20 protein-coding genes are annotated in these 14,690 nt (G+C 35.2%); 8 read left to right on the top strand and 12 right to left on the bottom strand.

Translation table 11 applies throughout. The annotated features are described in order from the left end of the window. The first annotated feature begins 159 nt into the window (after nt 1–159). Entirely contained in the window at nt 160–681 is a 522-nt protein-coding gene (locus tag VCM44_RS15085) for a hypothetical protein (protein ID WP_120404525.1), read from the top strand. Here the strand turns inward: VCM44_RS15085 and VCM44_RS15080 are convergent. The 4 genes from VCM44_RS15080 to VCM44_RS15065 form a co-directional block, all read right to left on the bottom strand. Next, nucleotides 678–1,400, bottom strand: a complete 723-nt coding sequence (locus VCM44_RS15080; protein WP_120404526.1) for a lysophospholipid acyltransferase family protein — start codon at nt 1,398–1,400, stop codon at nt 678–680. The genes VCM44_RS15085 and VCM44_RS15080 overlap by 4 nt on opposite strands. A gap of 75 nt (nt 1,401–1,475) precedes the next feature. Continuing rightward, nucleotides 1,476–1,922 (bottom strand): DMT family transporter, encoded by a 447-nt coding sequence (locus tag VCM44_RS15075; protein ID WP_114706444.1) that lies wholly within the window; start codon nt 1,920–1,922, stop codon nt 1,476–1,478. An 8-nt stretch (nt 1,923–1,930) separates the two neighbouring features. Then, on the bottom strand, nt 1,931–3,160 hold the full coding sequence (locus VCM44_RS15070) for a class I SAM-dependent rRNA methyltransferase (RefSeq protein WP_114706443.1): 1,230 nt from the start codon (nt 3,158–3,160) through the stop codon (nt 1,931–1,933). Between the two features lie 2 nt (nt 3,161–3,162). After that, nucleotides 3,163–3,453, bottom strand: coding sequence for a hypothetical protein (locus tag VCM44_RS15065; protein WP_334679271.1), 291 nt, complete (start codon nt 3,451–3,453; stop codon nt 3,163–3,165). 54 nt (nt 3,454–3,507) lie between these two features. Between VCM44_RS15065 and VCM44_RS15060 the strand changes: the two genes are divergently transcribed. From VCM44_RS15060 to VCM44_RS15050, 3 genes are all read left to right on the top strand, one after another. Continuing rightward, nucleotides 3,508–4,368 carry a hypothetical protein gene (locus tag VCM44_RS15060; RefSeq protein ID WP_334679270.1) on the top strand — a complete coding sequence of 287 codons (861 nt, stop codon included), beginning with the start codon at nt 3,508–3,510 and terminating at the stop codon, nt 4,366–4,368. An 83-nt stretch (nt 4,369–4,451) separates the two neighbouring features. Next, entirely contained in the window at nt 4,452–6,137 is a 1,686-nt protein-coding gene (gene ettA / locus VCM44_RS15055) for an energy-dependent translational throttle protein EttA (RefSeq protein ID WP_114706440.1), read from the top strand. 4 nt (nt 6,138–6,141) lie between these two features. After that, complete coding sequence (locus VCM44_RS15050) at nt 6,142–7,191, top strand: aspartate kinase (RefSeq protein WP_334679269.1); 1,050 nt, start codon at nt 6,142–6,144, stop codon at nt 7,189–7,191. Here the strand turns inward: VCM44_RS15050 and VCM44_RS15045 are convergent. Together VCM44_RS15045 and VCM44_RS15040 are read right to left on the bottom strand one after the other, a co-directional pair. Beyond that, entirely contained in the window at nt 7,124–8,272 is a 1,149-nt protein-coding gene (locus tag VCM44_RS15045) for an ATPase, T2SS/T4P/T4SS family (RefSeq protein WP_334679268.1), read from the bottom strand. The genes VCM44_RS15050 and VCM44_RS15045 overlap by 68 nt on opposite strands. A gap of 10 nt (nt 8,273–8,282) precedes the next feature. Next, nucleotides 8,283–9,545, bottom strand: coding sequence for a pilus assembly protein N-terminal domain-containing protein (locus VCM44_RS15040; RefSeq protein ID WP_334679267.1), 1,263 nt, complete (start codon nt 9,543–9,545; stop codon nt 8,283–8,285). A 70-nt stretch (nt 9,546–9,615) separates the two neighbouring features. On the opposite strand from VCM44_RS15040, the gene VCM44_RS15035 reads away from it, so the two are divergent. Further along, nucleotides 9,616–9,741, top strand: a complete 126-nt coding sequence (locus VCM44_RS15035) for a hypothetical protein (protein WP_255509261.1) — start codon at nt 9,616–9,618, stop codon at nt 9,739–9,741. Between the two features lie 54 nt (nt 9,742–9,795). Here the strand turns inward: VCM44_RS15035 and VCM44_RS15030 are convergent, their stop codons facing one another. Genes VCM44_RS15030 through VCM44_RS15010 form a run of 5 tightly spaced genes read right to left on the bottom strand, consistent with a single transcriptional unit; the run spans nt 9,796 to nt 11,719 of the window. Beyond that, a complete protein-coding gene (locus VCM44_RS15030; RefSeq protein ID WP_114706436.1) occupies nt 9,796–10,086 on the bottom strand; it encodes a hypothetical protein in 291 nt (96 codons plus the stop codon). Continuing rightward, nucleotides 10,070–10,567, bottom strand: coding sequence for a hypothetical protein (locus VCM44_RS15025; protein ID WP_334679266.1), 498 nt, complete (start codon nt 10,565–10,567; stop codon nt 10,070–10,072). Before VCM44_RS15025 ends, VCM44_RS15030 begins: the two co-directional genes overlap by 17 nt. A 36-nt stretch (nt 10,568–10,603) precedes the next feature. After that, the gene (locus VCM44_RS15020; RefSeq protein WP_114706434.1) at nt 10,604–11,260 is read right to left on the bottom strand and encodes a hypothetical protein; all 657 of its coding nucleotides are present in this window, start codon (nt 11,258–11,260) and stop codon (nt 10,604–10,606) included. Further along, nucleotides 11,244–11,549 (bottom strand): hypothetical protein, encoded by a 306-nt coding sequence (locus VCM44_RS15015; protein WP_120404534.1) that lies wholly within the window; start codon nt 11,547–11,549, stop codon nt 11,244–11,246. The genes VCM44_RS15020 and VCM44_RS15015 overlap by 17 nt, the downstream gene beginning before the upstream one ends. After that, nucleotides 11,549–11,719 (bottom strand): hypothetical protein, encoded by a 171-nt coding sequence (locus VCM44_RS15010; RefSeq protein ID WP_199506624.1) that lies wholly within the window; start codon nt 11,717–11,719, stop codon nt 11,549–11,551. The genes VCM44_RS15015 and VCM44_RS15010 overlap by 1 nt, the downstream gene beginning before the upstream one ends. 166 nt (nt 11,720–11,885) lie before the next feature. On the opposite strand from VCM44_RS15010, the gene VCM44_RS15005 reads away from it, so the two are divergent. The 3 genes from VCM44_RS15005 to VCM44_RS14995 are packed head-to-tail and all read left to right on the top strand — an operon-like array spanning nt 11,886 to nt 13,946. Next, on the top strand, nt 11,886–12,599 hold the full coding sequence (locus VCM44_RS15005) for an SPOR domain-containing protein (protein ID WP_114706432.1): 714 nt from the start codon (nt 11,886–11,888) through the stop codon (nt 12,597–12,599). A gap of 58 nt (nt 12,600–12,657) precedes the next feature. Further along, entirely contained in the window at nt 12,658–13,722 is a 1,065-nt protein-coding gene (locus VCM44_RS15000; protein ID WP_334679265.1) for a mannose-1-phosphate guanylyltransferase, read from the top strand. Nucleotides 13,723–13,730: 8 nt separating this feature from the next. Further along, nucleotides 13,731–13,946, top strand: a complete 216-nt coding sequence (locus tag VCM44_RS14995) for a hypothetical protein (protein WP_114706430.1) — start codon at nt 13,731–13,733, stop codon at nt 13,944–13,946. 39 nt (nt 13,947–13,985) lie between these two features. On the opposite strand, the gene queC is transcribed toward VCM44_RS14995, so the two are convergent. Next, the gene (queC, locus tag VCM44_RS14990) at nt 13,986–14,681 is read right to left on the bottom strand and encodes a 7-cyano-7-deazaguanine synthase QueC (RefSeq protein WP_114706429.1); all 696 of its coding nucleotides are present in this window, start codon (nt 14,679–14,681) and stop codon (nt 13,986–13,988) included. Between the last annotated feature and the right edge of the window lie 9 nt (nt 14,682–14,690).

Raw genomic sequence — 14,690 nt, 5'->3', positions numbered from 1 at the left:
CAACCCAACCCAACCCAACCCAACCCAAGCCAAGCCAAGCCAAAAGGTAGAATAGTTATTTTGTTTACACTGCTCATCTTTTAAACACTCTATCTCCCCAATAATACGTAAAATACTTGGCATACAAAGTGCATATATATAAGTCACAAGGGGAAAAATATGAAGACTATTCTTAAGCTTACAATTGCACTTTTTATCACTTTAAACGCATTTTCTTATGATCAAATCTTTGCAACAACAGGTGACCTGAAAATAAGAGGACCTTATTATGGTGACCAAGAGATCCTTTCAATTAGAGTTTATGGAGATACTGTAAGCGCATATTCTAAAAATAGGAATGGTAGACAATATAATGACGTCCTTTTTAAAATCACTGAAGAGTACCAACCATACAAAGAATTCATGCTTGATATTTTAGAGAAGGGGGACTTTGTTGTTCTTCCAAATAGCTCAGGAAAAATTGAAGATCTAAGACTAATGTATAAAGGTAAGAAGTATAGCTTTCTTGAGGCAGCTTTATATTTAAATAATAAAGACCTTTGTGGGTTAGGAATGGATTGTCCAACAAGTAGTGTTGCTGTTAATGATGGAAGAAGAACAACTACACCTGGAACAAAGGGCCCTTTAAGAAGAACAAGTGCTAGAGATGTTGATTATATGACTCGCGTAAATATCTTTTAATTTGCAAGCTCTTTAGTTAAGTCATCGAGCTTTGCGGCCATAAGATTACGAGTTTTATTCATTAGCTCGTCAATATCGTCAACAGTTAACCCTTGTGTTGAGATAGGCTCCAAAGCTTCGATAATAACTTTACCAGGTACTATCTTTCCAAGATCAAATGAATCCTCATATTTAGAAAAAACTACTGGGTAAATTGGCATTTGCCCTTTAATAGCAACAATAAATGGGCCTTTTTTAAAAGGAAGAAGTCCTTTGCCTTTTGATCTCGTACCTTCAGGCATGATCCAAACATTGCAATTATCTTCTTTTATTGTCTGAGCAACCTTTTCCATAACAGACCAGGCTTTTCTCTTATTTGTTCGATTGATCAGGATATTTCCTGCAAGCCAGTACATTTGACCAAATACTGGTATCCAAACAAGAGACTGCTTTCCAAGTGAAACAGTTCGTCTTGGAAGGGCCGGGCCTACAAAGAATATATCTAGGTTTGATTGATGATTTGAGATAAAAACAGCATTGCGAGTACTCTTGTAACCTGCTGGTAGGCGTGTTTCGATTTTAATATTGAGAAATATTCTCGTCAGCCATGAATAGTAACGAGCAATAAAGAATGTATTTCCACGATTTGCAGGACGCAGCATGCATATAGGAATCCACACAAGGGTTCCAAGAACGAGAAATATACCAACTAAGAGTAATCTTAAATAAGCTAAAACCATAAGTTTCTTATAGCATAATATTTTAGCGGTGCTTACGTTAAATTTATTCTATTTTAACGCAATCTTTTAAAAATGTTAAAATAGCGTAATAAGAAGAACTGAAGCTATCGCCATAAGAACACCAAGTCCTTTTGGGACAGTCATTGGTATATTCTCTATGAATAAATCCCACATAACACTCGTCACCATTTGGGCGGCAATAAGTCCAACTGTCGTCTTAACAGCTCCAATTTGATAAATGCCGATTGGAAGACCGACTACGAAGAGGAATCCAAAGATACCAGGAATGACATACCACCATTTAAATTGAAATTCTTTTAGACGAACAAAATCAGGAAAGAATTCTGGGTTGGCCTTTGCAAAGAAATAGAATCCTATACAAACAACTAAAGTCACAAAGTTACCAAGAAGGGCCATCCAAGTAAGGCCAATGTCTTGGGTCATTACACGATTTAGTGCTCCTTGAAGGATACCAATAAAACCAATTAATACAGGTACTAGTACATATATATTTGTTGTCATTTATTTTCCTATTTCTTTAAAAGCGTTAAACCTTTTAGATAATCACCTTCAATAAAGCCTTTTAGAGAAGGGCAGTCGCCTGTCAGTCTTAAAGCTCCTGTGATACTTATCTTTCTTTTTCCAATATACTCTTTTACTTTTGTTTCAAACTTCTTTCTTGTAATTGAGTGAGTATTTAAAAAGATATGTGCTTTTCCACCTTTATTTAAAATCATATCGAATAAAGGGATCATATCTTTATATGCATCAATTGCCTTTGATACTTTCTTTCCATCACTTGAAGCACTAGGAGGGTCACAGATAATAAGATCAAATTTTCGACCTTCTTCTTTAAATTTTTCTAATGCCTTGATTGTAGGCATACAAAGAGAAGTATTTCCTTCCATCTTATTTAATTCTAAGTTCTCCTCAAGCCAGTCCAGGTATTTTTGTGAAAGATCAACACTTGTAACATCCTTTGCTCCTTGCTTTAGAGCAAAGAGAGTGTATGCACCTGTATAGCTATATAAGTTTAGAACTGACTTATCTTCAAAGTCATCCTTTACTCTATTTCTTATCGCTGCCATATCAGTGTAGAGACCAATATCGTAAAATTGATTGAGGCGGATTATATAATCGACTCCAAACTCATTTACAGTGAACTCATCTTCTTGAATCGATTTATTACTTGCACAGTAAAATTCTTTTTTACGTTTCAAGTTTCTCTTTTGTACCCAAACTTTATCATTCGGATAAAAGTCTTTGATAATCTTTAGAATATCTTTTTCAAAGTGATTCCAAAAGTTAGAGTAGAATTGAACAAGAATACGATCTTTAAGTCTGATTATGAAAAGACCTGGCAAGAAGTCAGTTTCACCAAACGCCAGATAGTAGTTCTCACGGTCTGTTATTCCTCGGCGGGCCTCAAAGCTATCTTGCATTCTTTGTCTTAATTCAAAGTAGAAATCTTTAGGGCCAAGGTGTGAGCCTTCTCCAATTCTCCATAAGCGAGCTAGCACACTATCGTGAGTAGGGTCATTTAATAAAATGGCAAATTTACCTTCTTCTAGTTTTGCCGTTACAAATGGAGATCCCTGAGGAAACTTCATTGAGAAGCGATCCTTTGTAATCCAAGGATGGCCTTTATAAAGATATTTGATACTTGCAGGGTGTAGCTCGACTCGTGGTGTACGGATGCGTGAGCGCCCTGTTGATTTCCCCTTGGATTTTCCAGAGGATGCTGACGTCTTTTTATTCATGATTATTTGTTCTCTTGTAACTTTATACGATACTGAAGGTTGTTCTCTAATAAGAGTAGTAATTTATTTGTGATATCAAATGGGTTAGAAAGATCAATTATTCCAAATTCTTGTAGACGGAATTTTGTCTCAAGATCTAGGTCTCGGTAAGGGTCAAAGTCTTGGCAGAACTTCTGAAGCTCTTCAAGTGTCTCATCATTTAGATAGAAGTCTGGATGAGAAACTTTCTCGCTTTCAGCTTGAAGTTGTCTGTTTTCATTTCGAATGTGAAATAACTCTTCTTTATTATCCATTAGTAATTGTTATTTCAGATACATAGCGTTACGTCAAGATATTGGAGGTTCACTTTGGCAATAATATCATTCCTTTCTATCTCAATCTTGGTCTTCTTACTTCCTGCAGAGAAGCTCATTCGTAAAACCAGTAACTTATCATATCGTTATCGTAGTCAATATCGGAGAGGAAAGGATCTGCTAATTGACTTGTCGCAACTAAACCTAATGGGAGATTTGACGCACCTCTCTCATTATAAGTTCTTTGATGAGTTAATTTGTGAAATTTCACAAGTTGCTAAGGAGTTTGGAGCTGCAACAAGTAAAACACTTTCAAAGCTTAGGCACTCATTGTCTACAGACTTACAGATCGAGAAGAAGAGCTCTGGTGTAATGAATGAAAGCTATTTCCAATTTCTTCTTGCTGCTTGCTTAACCTTATTCCTAAATATTTTCTCGACGAAGATTCTCGATTTTGAAATCGATACACTTTTTATTAGTTGTGCCCTTGCTTACAATCTAATAGGAATTATAACTTTTCATTATTTAATTAAGAAATTAGCACAGAAGCAAATTGTCCCAATTGGCCATGTGCTTCACAGTTTTTTAATTTTCAAGCTTATGTATGATGTTGGAACACCTCTTAATCAGTTAATAAGTAGTTCAAGAATCAATTCCTTAGTAGATATACAGTTGTCCTATGCAAAGGAGTTATTTCGCCGTCTAACGGCCCTCGTTGAGATGAAACAGGCACAAGGACTAGATATTGGGGATGACCTTGAGTCAATTGAAATAGGACTATGGGATGAATACAAGTCACAAAACGAACAACTACTATCAAGAATTAAAATATGTAAGTTTATCTGGCTGGTTGTCTTCTTTTTCATTCCTTATGTGGGAAACTTCTTTCGTTTGATAAGTCATTTAAATCTTTAGATTGGAACGCGCTGAGTGATTGATATTCCATACTTTTGTAGGTACTTTATTTGTGTAAGTATTTAACCAAATGGAGTTACTCGATGGCCTATCAAAACGATAAGCAAATTATTTATTCAATGAACCGTGTTGGAAAAGTTTATAAGCAAAAGCACGTTCTAAAAGATATCTCTCTCTCATATTTCTATGGTGCCAAAATTGGTGTACTTGGTCTTAACGGATCAGGGAAATCAACGTTACTTAAGATTATGGCCGGCCTAGATGAAGATCACTTAGGTGAGACACATTTAGCAAAGAACTATTCTGTTGGTTATCTGGAACAGGAGCCAAAGCTTGATCCTGAGTTAACTGTTAGAGAGGTTGTTCAGCAAGGTTGCCAGGAGACTGTTGATCTTCTCGCTAAGTTTGATGAGATCTCTGCAAAGTTTGCTGAGCCGATGAGTGACGATGAGATGAACGATCTTCTTGATAAGCAGGCCAAAATTCAAGATAAACTTGATGCAGTTGATGCATGGTCTCTTGATAGCCAGCTTGATCTTGCAATGGAAGCTCTAAATTGTCCTCCTTCAGAAGCAAAGTGTGGAAACTTATCAGGTGGGGAAAAGAGAAGGGTTGCGCTATGTCGTCTACTTCTTCAAAAACCAGATATTTTACTTCTAGATGAGCCGACAAACCACCTTGATGCTGAAACAGTATGGTGGCTTGAAAGACATCTTCAGCAATATAAAGGAACAGTAATCGCCGTAACACACGACCGTTATTTCTTAGATAATGTCGCTGGCTGGATTCTAGAACTTGACCGTGGACAAGGGATTCCTTTTGAAGGAAATTACACTGGTTGGCTAGAGACAAAAGCAAAACGTCTTGCTCAAGAAGAGAAGTCTGAGTCTAAAAGACAAAAGGCCATGAAGGAAGAACTTGAGTGGATTCGCTCAAACCCTAAAGCTCGTCAAGCTAAGTCAAAAGCTCGTATTAAAAACTATGAAGAAAGAGCAAAGTTATCTAATGAAAAGAGAAATGAAACAAATGACCTTTTTATTCCTGCAGGTCCTCGACTTGGTGATAAAGTAATCGAAGCAAAAGGTGTTTCAAAAGCATTTGGCGATAAGCTTCTTTATGAAAACCTTGAATTCTCTCTTCCTCCAGGTGGGATCGTTGGTATTATTGGCCCTAACGGTGCTGGTAAAACTACATTATTTAAGATGATTACCGGACAAGAAGAGCCGACATCAGGAACTTTTGATGTAGGTGAAACAGTTAAGCTTGCTTATGTTGATCAAGGACGTGACTTAGATCCAGAAAAAACAATTTATGATGTTGTTGCTGATGGGACAGAGTTCATTAACGTTGCAGGTACTGAAGTTAATTCTCGAGCCTATATTGCAAAATTCAATTTCTCTGGTGAAGACCAAAAGAAGAAAGTTTCTGAACTTTCTGGTGGGGAAAGAAATCGAGTTCACCTTGCAAAAGTCTTAAAAGAAGGTGGAAACGTTCTATTACTGGATGAGCCTACAAATGACCTTGATGTAAATACGCTTCAGGCCCTTGAAAAGGCCCTCGTAGACTACGCTGGTTGTGCTGTAATTATTTCCCACGACCGTTTCTTCTTAGATCGTCTTGCAACTCATATTCTTGCTTTTGAAGGAGAAGGAAAAGTTGTTTGGTTTGAAGGTAACTTTGATGAGTACGAAGAAGATAAGAGAAAGCGTCTAGGTGATGCCGCTCTTAATCCAAAACGTTACACTTATAAGAAATTAACAAGAGACTAATTTTTTGCGTAGTATTTATAAATTTGGTGGCAGCTCGATAAAATGTGCTGCCACTATAAAACAAATAGCAGACCTTATTATAAAGTGCCCAAATAATTGCTTGGTGGTTTTGTCTGCAACTTATAATTCCACAAACGAGCTAGAAGAGATCTTTGAAACTTCTAGTCTTGATCTCGTTAAAACTTTTTTTAATAAGCATCAAGTTATTATTGATGAATTAGAGACATCCACTGATCTATCTGATTTCCAAAGTGAACTTGAGTCTTATCTTAAAAATGAAAAGACTAAGTCTGTTTTAGATAGTGTTTATAGTATTGGGGAGAGAGTCTCAACGAGGATTCTCTCAGATTATCTTCAAAAGAGGGAAGTTCATAATCATCTTGCAGATGCTAGAGACTATATTACAACTAATCGTAATTTTAATGAAGCTAAGGTTCTCTTTAAAAATACAAAAGATAAGTGCCACCCATTAAATGAGAAAGAACTAATCATTACTCAGGGATTTATTGCAAAAACACTTAGCGGGGAAACTTCTACGCTAGGCCGAGAAGGATCTGATTATTCTGCTGCTATTTTTGCTTGGGCCTTAGATGATGTTCGAGAACTTGTGATTTGGAAGGATGTAAAAGGGATTTACGGCCATGATCCAAAGTTATTAGACTCTGCGCCACTCATACCAAATCTTAGCTATCGTCAGACTAAACTTCTAACAAATAAAGGAGCAAAGATTCTCTTTCACCGTACAATGAATCCATTGATAGAAAAGAATCTGCCCCTAATTGTTAAGAGTGTCTTTTTTCCTGATGAGTCTGGAAGTTGTATTAGTGAAGGTGAGGTTGCAAAACTTAAGGCAATCTCAACTCAAGAGATCGATGGGGCAAAAGCTTTATTAACTGTTTTTGGACTCGATTATGATCAGTCCTTGGTTACAAATGAGCATCCTTATGAACTTGATGAGAATAATGATGACTATTTTAGCTTGGAAGTTAGACAGCAAGATTTGGCGGCGTTGATAAACCTTTTTGGTGATCATCTTTTTTCTTCTCATAAATAGTAGAGTAAATAGGATTGTCTCCTTCACTTCCATAGACTTCTATAATCTCAGTGACTTCTTTGTTTTCAACAAAGACAACATTATCCACGCATTGGCAGATTAACTTTAAGACTTGATTAAATTCAATACCATTCTTACTCGATGAGAATATAGAAAATAGAGTACTAAGCCTTAGTAGAGTGTCTTTGGCATTATTTGCATGGATTGTTGTCATCATTCCTTTATGTCCCGTATTCATCGCTAGTATAAAGGGAACAATCTCTTCAGAACGAATTTCTCCTAAGAATATTCTCTTTGGCGACATCCTAAGAGCATAGGTACAATAATCATTTAAGCTCTTTCCTGAGCTCGAGTGCGAAAGGAGGTGAGTGGTATTTGAAATATCTCCATCTATTTCAGCGACATCCTCAATAATGACATGATGTTCATTTGAGTTTGCCATATCTTTGCAAACCTTTAGAAAGCTCGTTTTTCCACTTCCAGTCGAGCCAGCAATTACGATATTCTTATATTCATTAACTAATTTATATATATGTGACTTAACTTGATTGTCTTGTGTGAAATTATCTAAATTAAAAACTTCTTTACTATGAACTCGAATAAAAGCTTTCGCTTGCTTAACTGGGGAAAGGCAAGGATGTGTTAAACTTATTCTCATATCAATTGGTTTTTCTGTAATTATTCTTGAGACTTTGAATGATGCAAATGGTGAACTAAAGCTCCATTCAATATTTAACTTTCTTGTTAAGAAAGTCAGACTTAATTGAAAGTCTTCGTTAGATAGGAATTCTACTTTAAGCTTTTCATTTGTTTTTGCGTGAACCTCGATATCGCTCGGAGAGTGAATAATGAACTCTCTTGCATCATACATTTTAAGAAGATCATCGATATAGCTTTGATTGTATACATGCTCAAACCAAATCTTTATTTGATCGATATTATCTAAGTCAGATAGCCTAAGATTATTAATTGATAGAGCCTCCTCTACGATTAAATCGAAGCTTAAGAGATTTGATTTCTTTGACTTCTCAATTAATAAAGCTCTAAATTCATTAAAGAAAAACTGATTTAAATCTTCCATCTTTATATCCTTACTTAAGCTTTGCAATTGCAATGATTCGTTTATAAGTTTTAAATTTTGCTGAAGAAGAAAAGAGCTTTCCTAAAACTGGAATCTTTCCAAATAATGGAATTGATCTGCCGCTTTGATCATCTGTTGTGAGATCAATTTCAAACATTTGAATAGGTGAATCTTTTTGAATTAGAAAACTTGAGCACTGAGCGCTTCCATTTATATAAGTGTCGCCATTGTTTTGGGCCATGGGTCTGGTTAGTTTTGTTTGATATTCAATCTTAAATCGATTGTTAATTCTCTCAAGTGTCATTGAGATCTTTAAACCAGCAAAGCGCCATTGAGTATTATTTCCATTGTTGGCCGTTGTCGTTGTAAATGGGATCTCTGATCCAATCTGTACCGTCGACTTTTGTTTTGTACGCAGAAGAATCTTTTGCGTTGCTAGTGTTGAAACATTATATTCAGTATCTCTTAACACTATATTCTGATTACGAGTAAGTGCTATTGCTCCATTGTCGAGAAGATCAGTTAAGCCTACATCAATTTGATCAAGTCCAAAGTTAATTTCCTTACCATCAAGACGCTCAATTTGAATAATTCGCATCTCTAATTTGTGATTTCTCAAGTTATTAAACCGTTGAGATGTTCTAAACTTAACTTTGAATTTATCCTTGATAGGTGAGAGAAAACCTTCATCTGAAAGGATCTCTTCAGTTGTTAAGCATATAATATCAAGTTCTTGTTTTTGACATCGAATATCATCATAAAAGTTTTGGAAGAAACGATGGTGAACTTCAGATATAATCTTCTTGGCCACTTTATTTTGTAGCTCTCCTTTATAGATTATGTCCTCATTACTTTTTAAAAGTTCTTTGATTATTCGATATTGATCAATAGTTTTAATATCACTATAGATGAGAAGCTTATCTCCTTTTATTGTTCCTCTGATGCCAAAGTTTTTTAAATTTGATAAGGTCTCAAGGATTTTAAATTGGCCACTTTTAGACAATACATAGACTGTATAGACGACTTTTTTTCCATTGCTTTTCCAGACTGTAACTAGTGACTGTCCCTTCATTTTGCCTTTTATATATAATTTTTGTTTGGCTTTTATGACCTTGGAAGAGAGGATCTCTTTATTGGAAACACTGAAGTTCTCAGCATCTTTTAATGAAATTTCAGATACTTGACCGATACTGAGTGTTATTTGCTTGTGAACTTGTGCGTAAACGTTTAAATTTACTAAGAACATTAAGCAAATGACTTTGACAAACGGCATGAAAGTTAGTATAAAGCTATACTCGAAAACTGTTTTCAGATTAGTTTTAAATATATTGAGGAGATTTATCATGGTATCAAGAACTCGTGTTACAAGAAATAAGCGTAATGCTAAAAAAACAAAAATGGGTGCTAGAAGAAAAGCGCAAAACAGAAACAAGGGAACAACTCCTAAGTTTAAAATTCATCTAGATTAATAAATAAATTAATTTTTAGATATAAGAAAAGGGCCCTCTTCAGGGTCCTTTTTGCTATTTGTTAAAAGTATTATTTAAAGCGACTCTGTTCTGGCGAACAACTTTAAATTCTTCATTTTTCTCACTAATACAAATATGAAGAAGAGCATCTTTGTAGATGTCTTCACATGGATTACTCTTTTGAATAAACTTAATATCTTCACTCTTTACAGCATTTTCATCTAAAACAAGTTTCATGACTTTTTCAAACATGACGTCCTTAATATCATAAGTATAGACAACGACATTTCGTGCATTAGTGTTTAGGGAAATAAGTAGAAGTAGTAAGCTAAATTTCAATTTCATATACGCCTCCAATAGACTTTGGTTGATTAGTAACTGGATAGGAATCTAACTCAAGTGCCTTATATGGAGCTATTTTATTCAGTTCTGAAATAGATATTTTTACTAAGTAAATGGACTTCGTATTGTCTTCAAGCCTTTTTACAATCTTTGCCTTGTTTGTAAGGTGGTTATTTCCCGAATAAAGGGCAACATATTGGTCTTTTCCAACAAGATTAGTCATCTCATTAATTCTCAGTTTTAAAAGTCTTTCATCTTTAGCAATATTTATTTCTTTTTCAATTGTAGCCTTTGTCATGGGTTGGGATAGGATGAATGTGAAGATATTAGTTAGGACAAGTGCTACCCAAAATCTAAGATAGAGTGATTTTTTTAATTGTTGTTCTTTTTCTTTATTAAATAAAAGCTTAGAAGTACAAGAGTTATTTGATTGCGTTCCATTGCTTGGTAAAGTTTTTGATTTCTTGTTGTTTAGAATTTTCAATTTTAATCTCCAGGTTAATTATTAAAACGAGGGTACTTATAAGAATTGAAGACCATAGTATTCCTTCAATTGTTGAAAACCCATTGGTGCCATATGTCTTGAGTTGAGTGTGAAATCGTCTAAGACATAGCCTTTCTTTAACTTGAACTTTAGTGTAATTACGAACGAATGATTTTCTGATAGATCACTTCCTTTGTAGTGAAAAGGCATAAATCCCTTCCATTCTTTTTGAAATATTGCACCTCCATCGAATTGCCTTTTAATTTTCCAGACTTTTTGTCCAAGAGGATCATCCTTCATTAGAGAAACAATATTTAAAGAGTTACATTCACTGATTTGTAGCAACTTTAATCGAAAATAAAATCGATAACTTGCTTGTAGGATTTTTAATCCTTTTTCTCCATATGAAAGAAAGGGCCTTAGCCAGCTTAATATTGGTATAAATTTTCCATAAAAGAAGGAGCGAATAACGATATTCGTCTGAGAGATAAACTTGTAAAAGTCATTGTAATGTTTAACGGTTTTTTTTGCACAGATATATGATTTGTTATAGTGCTTGATAATATGAAGTTCTTCATAAGACTTTGCCATATTGTAGAAAGTGATAGCTATAAAAGTCATAAAGAAGAAAGCACCAATAAGACTAACGCTACCTCTTTCATTATTTAGAATCTTCTTATGGTTTAAGTCCATCTTTCATCCTTAGGTAGTGTTTTTTACCTTTATAGATAAGAAATTTTTCTGTCTTTGTTTTCACGAAAGTTAATTGTGAATTTGGATCAATCCATCTCTTAAGAGAAATAAGACTTTCACATGAGAAATGTTTGAATCGTTCATTTTTATGATGAGTATTTGCTAGGGTGTGAACATAACTTCGAAATACCATCATATTTTTACAACGGTATTTCTCGCTAACTGAAATACCCGCAAGAAATACCGTTAAAATTAGAATAGTTGATATGAAAAAAGGAATGACTTTCATTAGTCGATCTTAATGCTTTCTGTGATCTTTGATGAAGCATCCTCAAGTCTTGTTTTAACTCGGCTACCTAGGCCTTTTACTGCCGTTATACAGATGATTCCTACAAGGCTTGTAATGATCATATATTCCATAACACCTTGGCCTTTATTATTTCTTAGAATCTTTTTCACTTTGTACCTCCGAAAATTAAGTTAGAGGCGTTATAAATGATTGCATGAATGTTTTCATTAAGATGAGAGAAAAACTCGGGGATTATTTCATTTATGAAATAAAGGATTATTTTTCCTAGTATTTTCAGCAAGTTGCTAATAATTTGGGAGAGATTAAAATATCCTTATGAATGATAAAAGTAACTTCTACGTTTTTGAGAAAAAAGAAATCCTATTGGTTGTTATCTTCGTTATTTTAGTAGCGGTAACATCTTTCTTCTTTGGTTTAAAGATTGGTTCAAACTATGCTTTTGAAAAGTCTGGTTTAGATCAAGAAGCTGAAAAGGTTTTAGATTCACCGGTAACACAAAAAGAGAAGATCGAATTAACTTCACCAGAAGAAGAAAAGGTTCAAGAACTTGTTCAAGAGCAACGTACAAAAGACGTTTCAAAAGAAGATCTTAACAAGCGCATTGAGGAATCATTGAAAGAGAAAATGGTTAAGGAGTTCTCAAGTGAGAATAAAGAGTTCAATGACCTCGCTGCAGATACTCCACCTGTTCAAGAACAAGTAGAAGAAAGACAGGCCGAACCAGTTGTTCAAGCTCAAACAGAGACGACTCAAATTCAAGAGACATCAAGTGGTACAGATGAGTACACAGGTAAGTACACAATTGTTGTTGGTTCATTTGAGTCAATTGATGATGCTAAAGAATTTGCTGAAGGCTTTAGAGTTCTTGGTTTTAGTCCAATTATTAATGAGAAGGATATTCCAGGAAAGGGGAATCGCTTTCGTGTAAGCTTGGGAGCTTTTGAGAGAATTATTGAAGCGAAGCAGTATGTTAAGAAAAATCGTTCTCTTTTTGCAGGGCGTGATTACTTCTTTACCAAATTTGATTAATTCAGCATTTTAAAATTTTTATGATATGATGGCCCTTAATAATTAAGGGCTTTTTTTTATGAATATTTATACACTTATCATGGCCGGTGGCAAGGGAACTCGTCTGTGGCCAGAATCAACTGAATCTAAACCGAAACAGTATCTTTCATTAGTTGGTAGCGAGACTTTACTTGGTCAAACTCTTGAGCGATTTGATGGTGCAGTTGATATTGATAAGAGATTCATAATTACAACGCGTGATCAAAGTGAATTGGCCATCGATTGTTCTAAGGATCAAGTTAATAAGAATAATATCATTTATGAGCCAACAGGAAGAAATACCGCACCATGTATTCTCTTATCTCTTGCAGCAATAGAAGCAGCAGGAGCTAAAGATGAAGATATCGTAGCTGTTATGCCTTCAGATCATGTCATCTTAAATAAAACGGGCTTTCGCTCGAGTTTCGAAAAAGCTGTTAAGCTATCAAGTGAGTCAAAAACCATTACAACAATTGGTATTCCGCCTCACTTTCCACATACTGGATACGGCTACATTAAGGTTGCGGATGCTCTTGGTGATGGCTTTCAGGTTGAAGAATTTGTTGAAAAGCCAAATTTTGAAAAGGCCACGGCTTACCTAAAGACTGGTAAGTATGTTTGGAATGCCGGAATGTTTATGGCCCCTCTTGGTGTCTTCAAAGAAGAATTTAAGGCCCATTCACCAGAGATGTTTAATTTTTATGAAGATTTAAAGGCCAATCTTAATGAAGAGGCCAAACTGGAAGAAGTTTATAATAAAATTCCAAAAGACTCTATTGATTATGCCATCATGGAGAAGTCGAGCCGCATTACTCTAGTTAAGGCCGAGTTTGATTGGAATGATCTTGGTTCATGGGAAGCACTTGAACAAGTAGTTGACCGTGTGGAAGGAAACACTATAATTGATAGTAACGGAACTTTCTTAAAGGACGCTACGGGAAATATTATTTATGCACCGGATAAGCATGTTTCTTTAATTAATGTTCAAGATCTTGTTGTTGTTTCAAATGATAAGGCCGTAATGATTGTGCCAAAGGATGATTCGCAACGAGTGAAAGAAATTGTTCAACACTTAAAAGATAACAAACGCAAAGAATTATTATAGGAGAATTCATGGAAGTTGTTAAAAAAGTAGGCGAGTATACAATCGTTAAAAAAAGATCTGGCCGTTTTGCTGTTAAAGATGCAAATGGAAAATTTATCAACAAAGAAGAAAAAGTAAAAATCCTTTTAGATGCAGGCTTAATTAAAGCTCCTGCTCCAAAAGTAGAAGAAGCACCTGCAGAGGAAGCTCCTGCTGAAGAAACTCAAGAAGCTGCTGCTGAATAATTCCAATAAAAAAAGCTCCTTAGTGGAGCTTTTTTTTTATTATAGATAATTTGGTCTTTGATCGTACTCAATCGGATCTTCAATCCCGGCCTTTTGAAAGCCTCTAAGTCTTAGAGCGCATGAATCACAAACTCCACATGCTTTGTCCCCTCGAGCATAACATGAATAAGAAAATTGAAGTGGAGCACCTAGGTCTACCGCTTTTTGGACAATCTCATTCTTTGCCATGTCAATTACTGGAGTGATGATTTCAATATCACCATCTTTTGTTCCCTGCTTGATTAGCTCATTATAAGCTGCGTAGTAACTTGGACGACAGTCTGGATAACCAGATGAATCTTCGTTAACAGCACCTATGTAGATATTCTTTGCACCAACAACCTCTGACCAAGATACGGCCATTGCAATGATGTGAGTATTTCTAAAAGGTACATAACTATCAGGTATTTCTTCTGAGTCACCTTTGTATTGTTTTACATCAATTCCATCGTCAGTCAGTGAGCTTCCACCAATCTGCTTTAAGAAAGATACGTCGATTACTTTACGAAGAGATTTATCTACACCGTAGTGATCAGCGATTTTTTGGAAGCAATCAAGCTCTCGTTCTTCAGTTTTTTGTCCGTAGTTAAGGTGAAGAAATGCAAGGTTCTCATGCTTCTCATTTGCAATTGCAGCACAAACTAACGAATCCATACCACCACTAACTAATACAACTGCAAGTTTATCACTTTTCAAAATTTTTAC

The organism is Halobacteriovorax sp. DPLXC-1 (assembly GCF_036903125.1).
GTDB classification, from domain to species: Bacteria; Bdellovibrionota; Bacteriovoracia; order Bacteriovoracales; family Bacteriovoracaceae; genus Halobacteriovorax_A; species Halobacteriovorax_A vibrionivorans.
The sequence above is the reverse complement of the archived record's forward strand: the minus strand, read 5'-3'. Positions and strand labels throughout refer to the sequence as shown.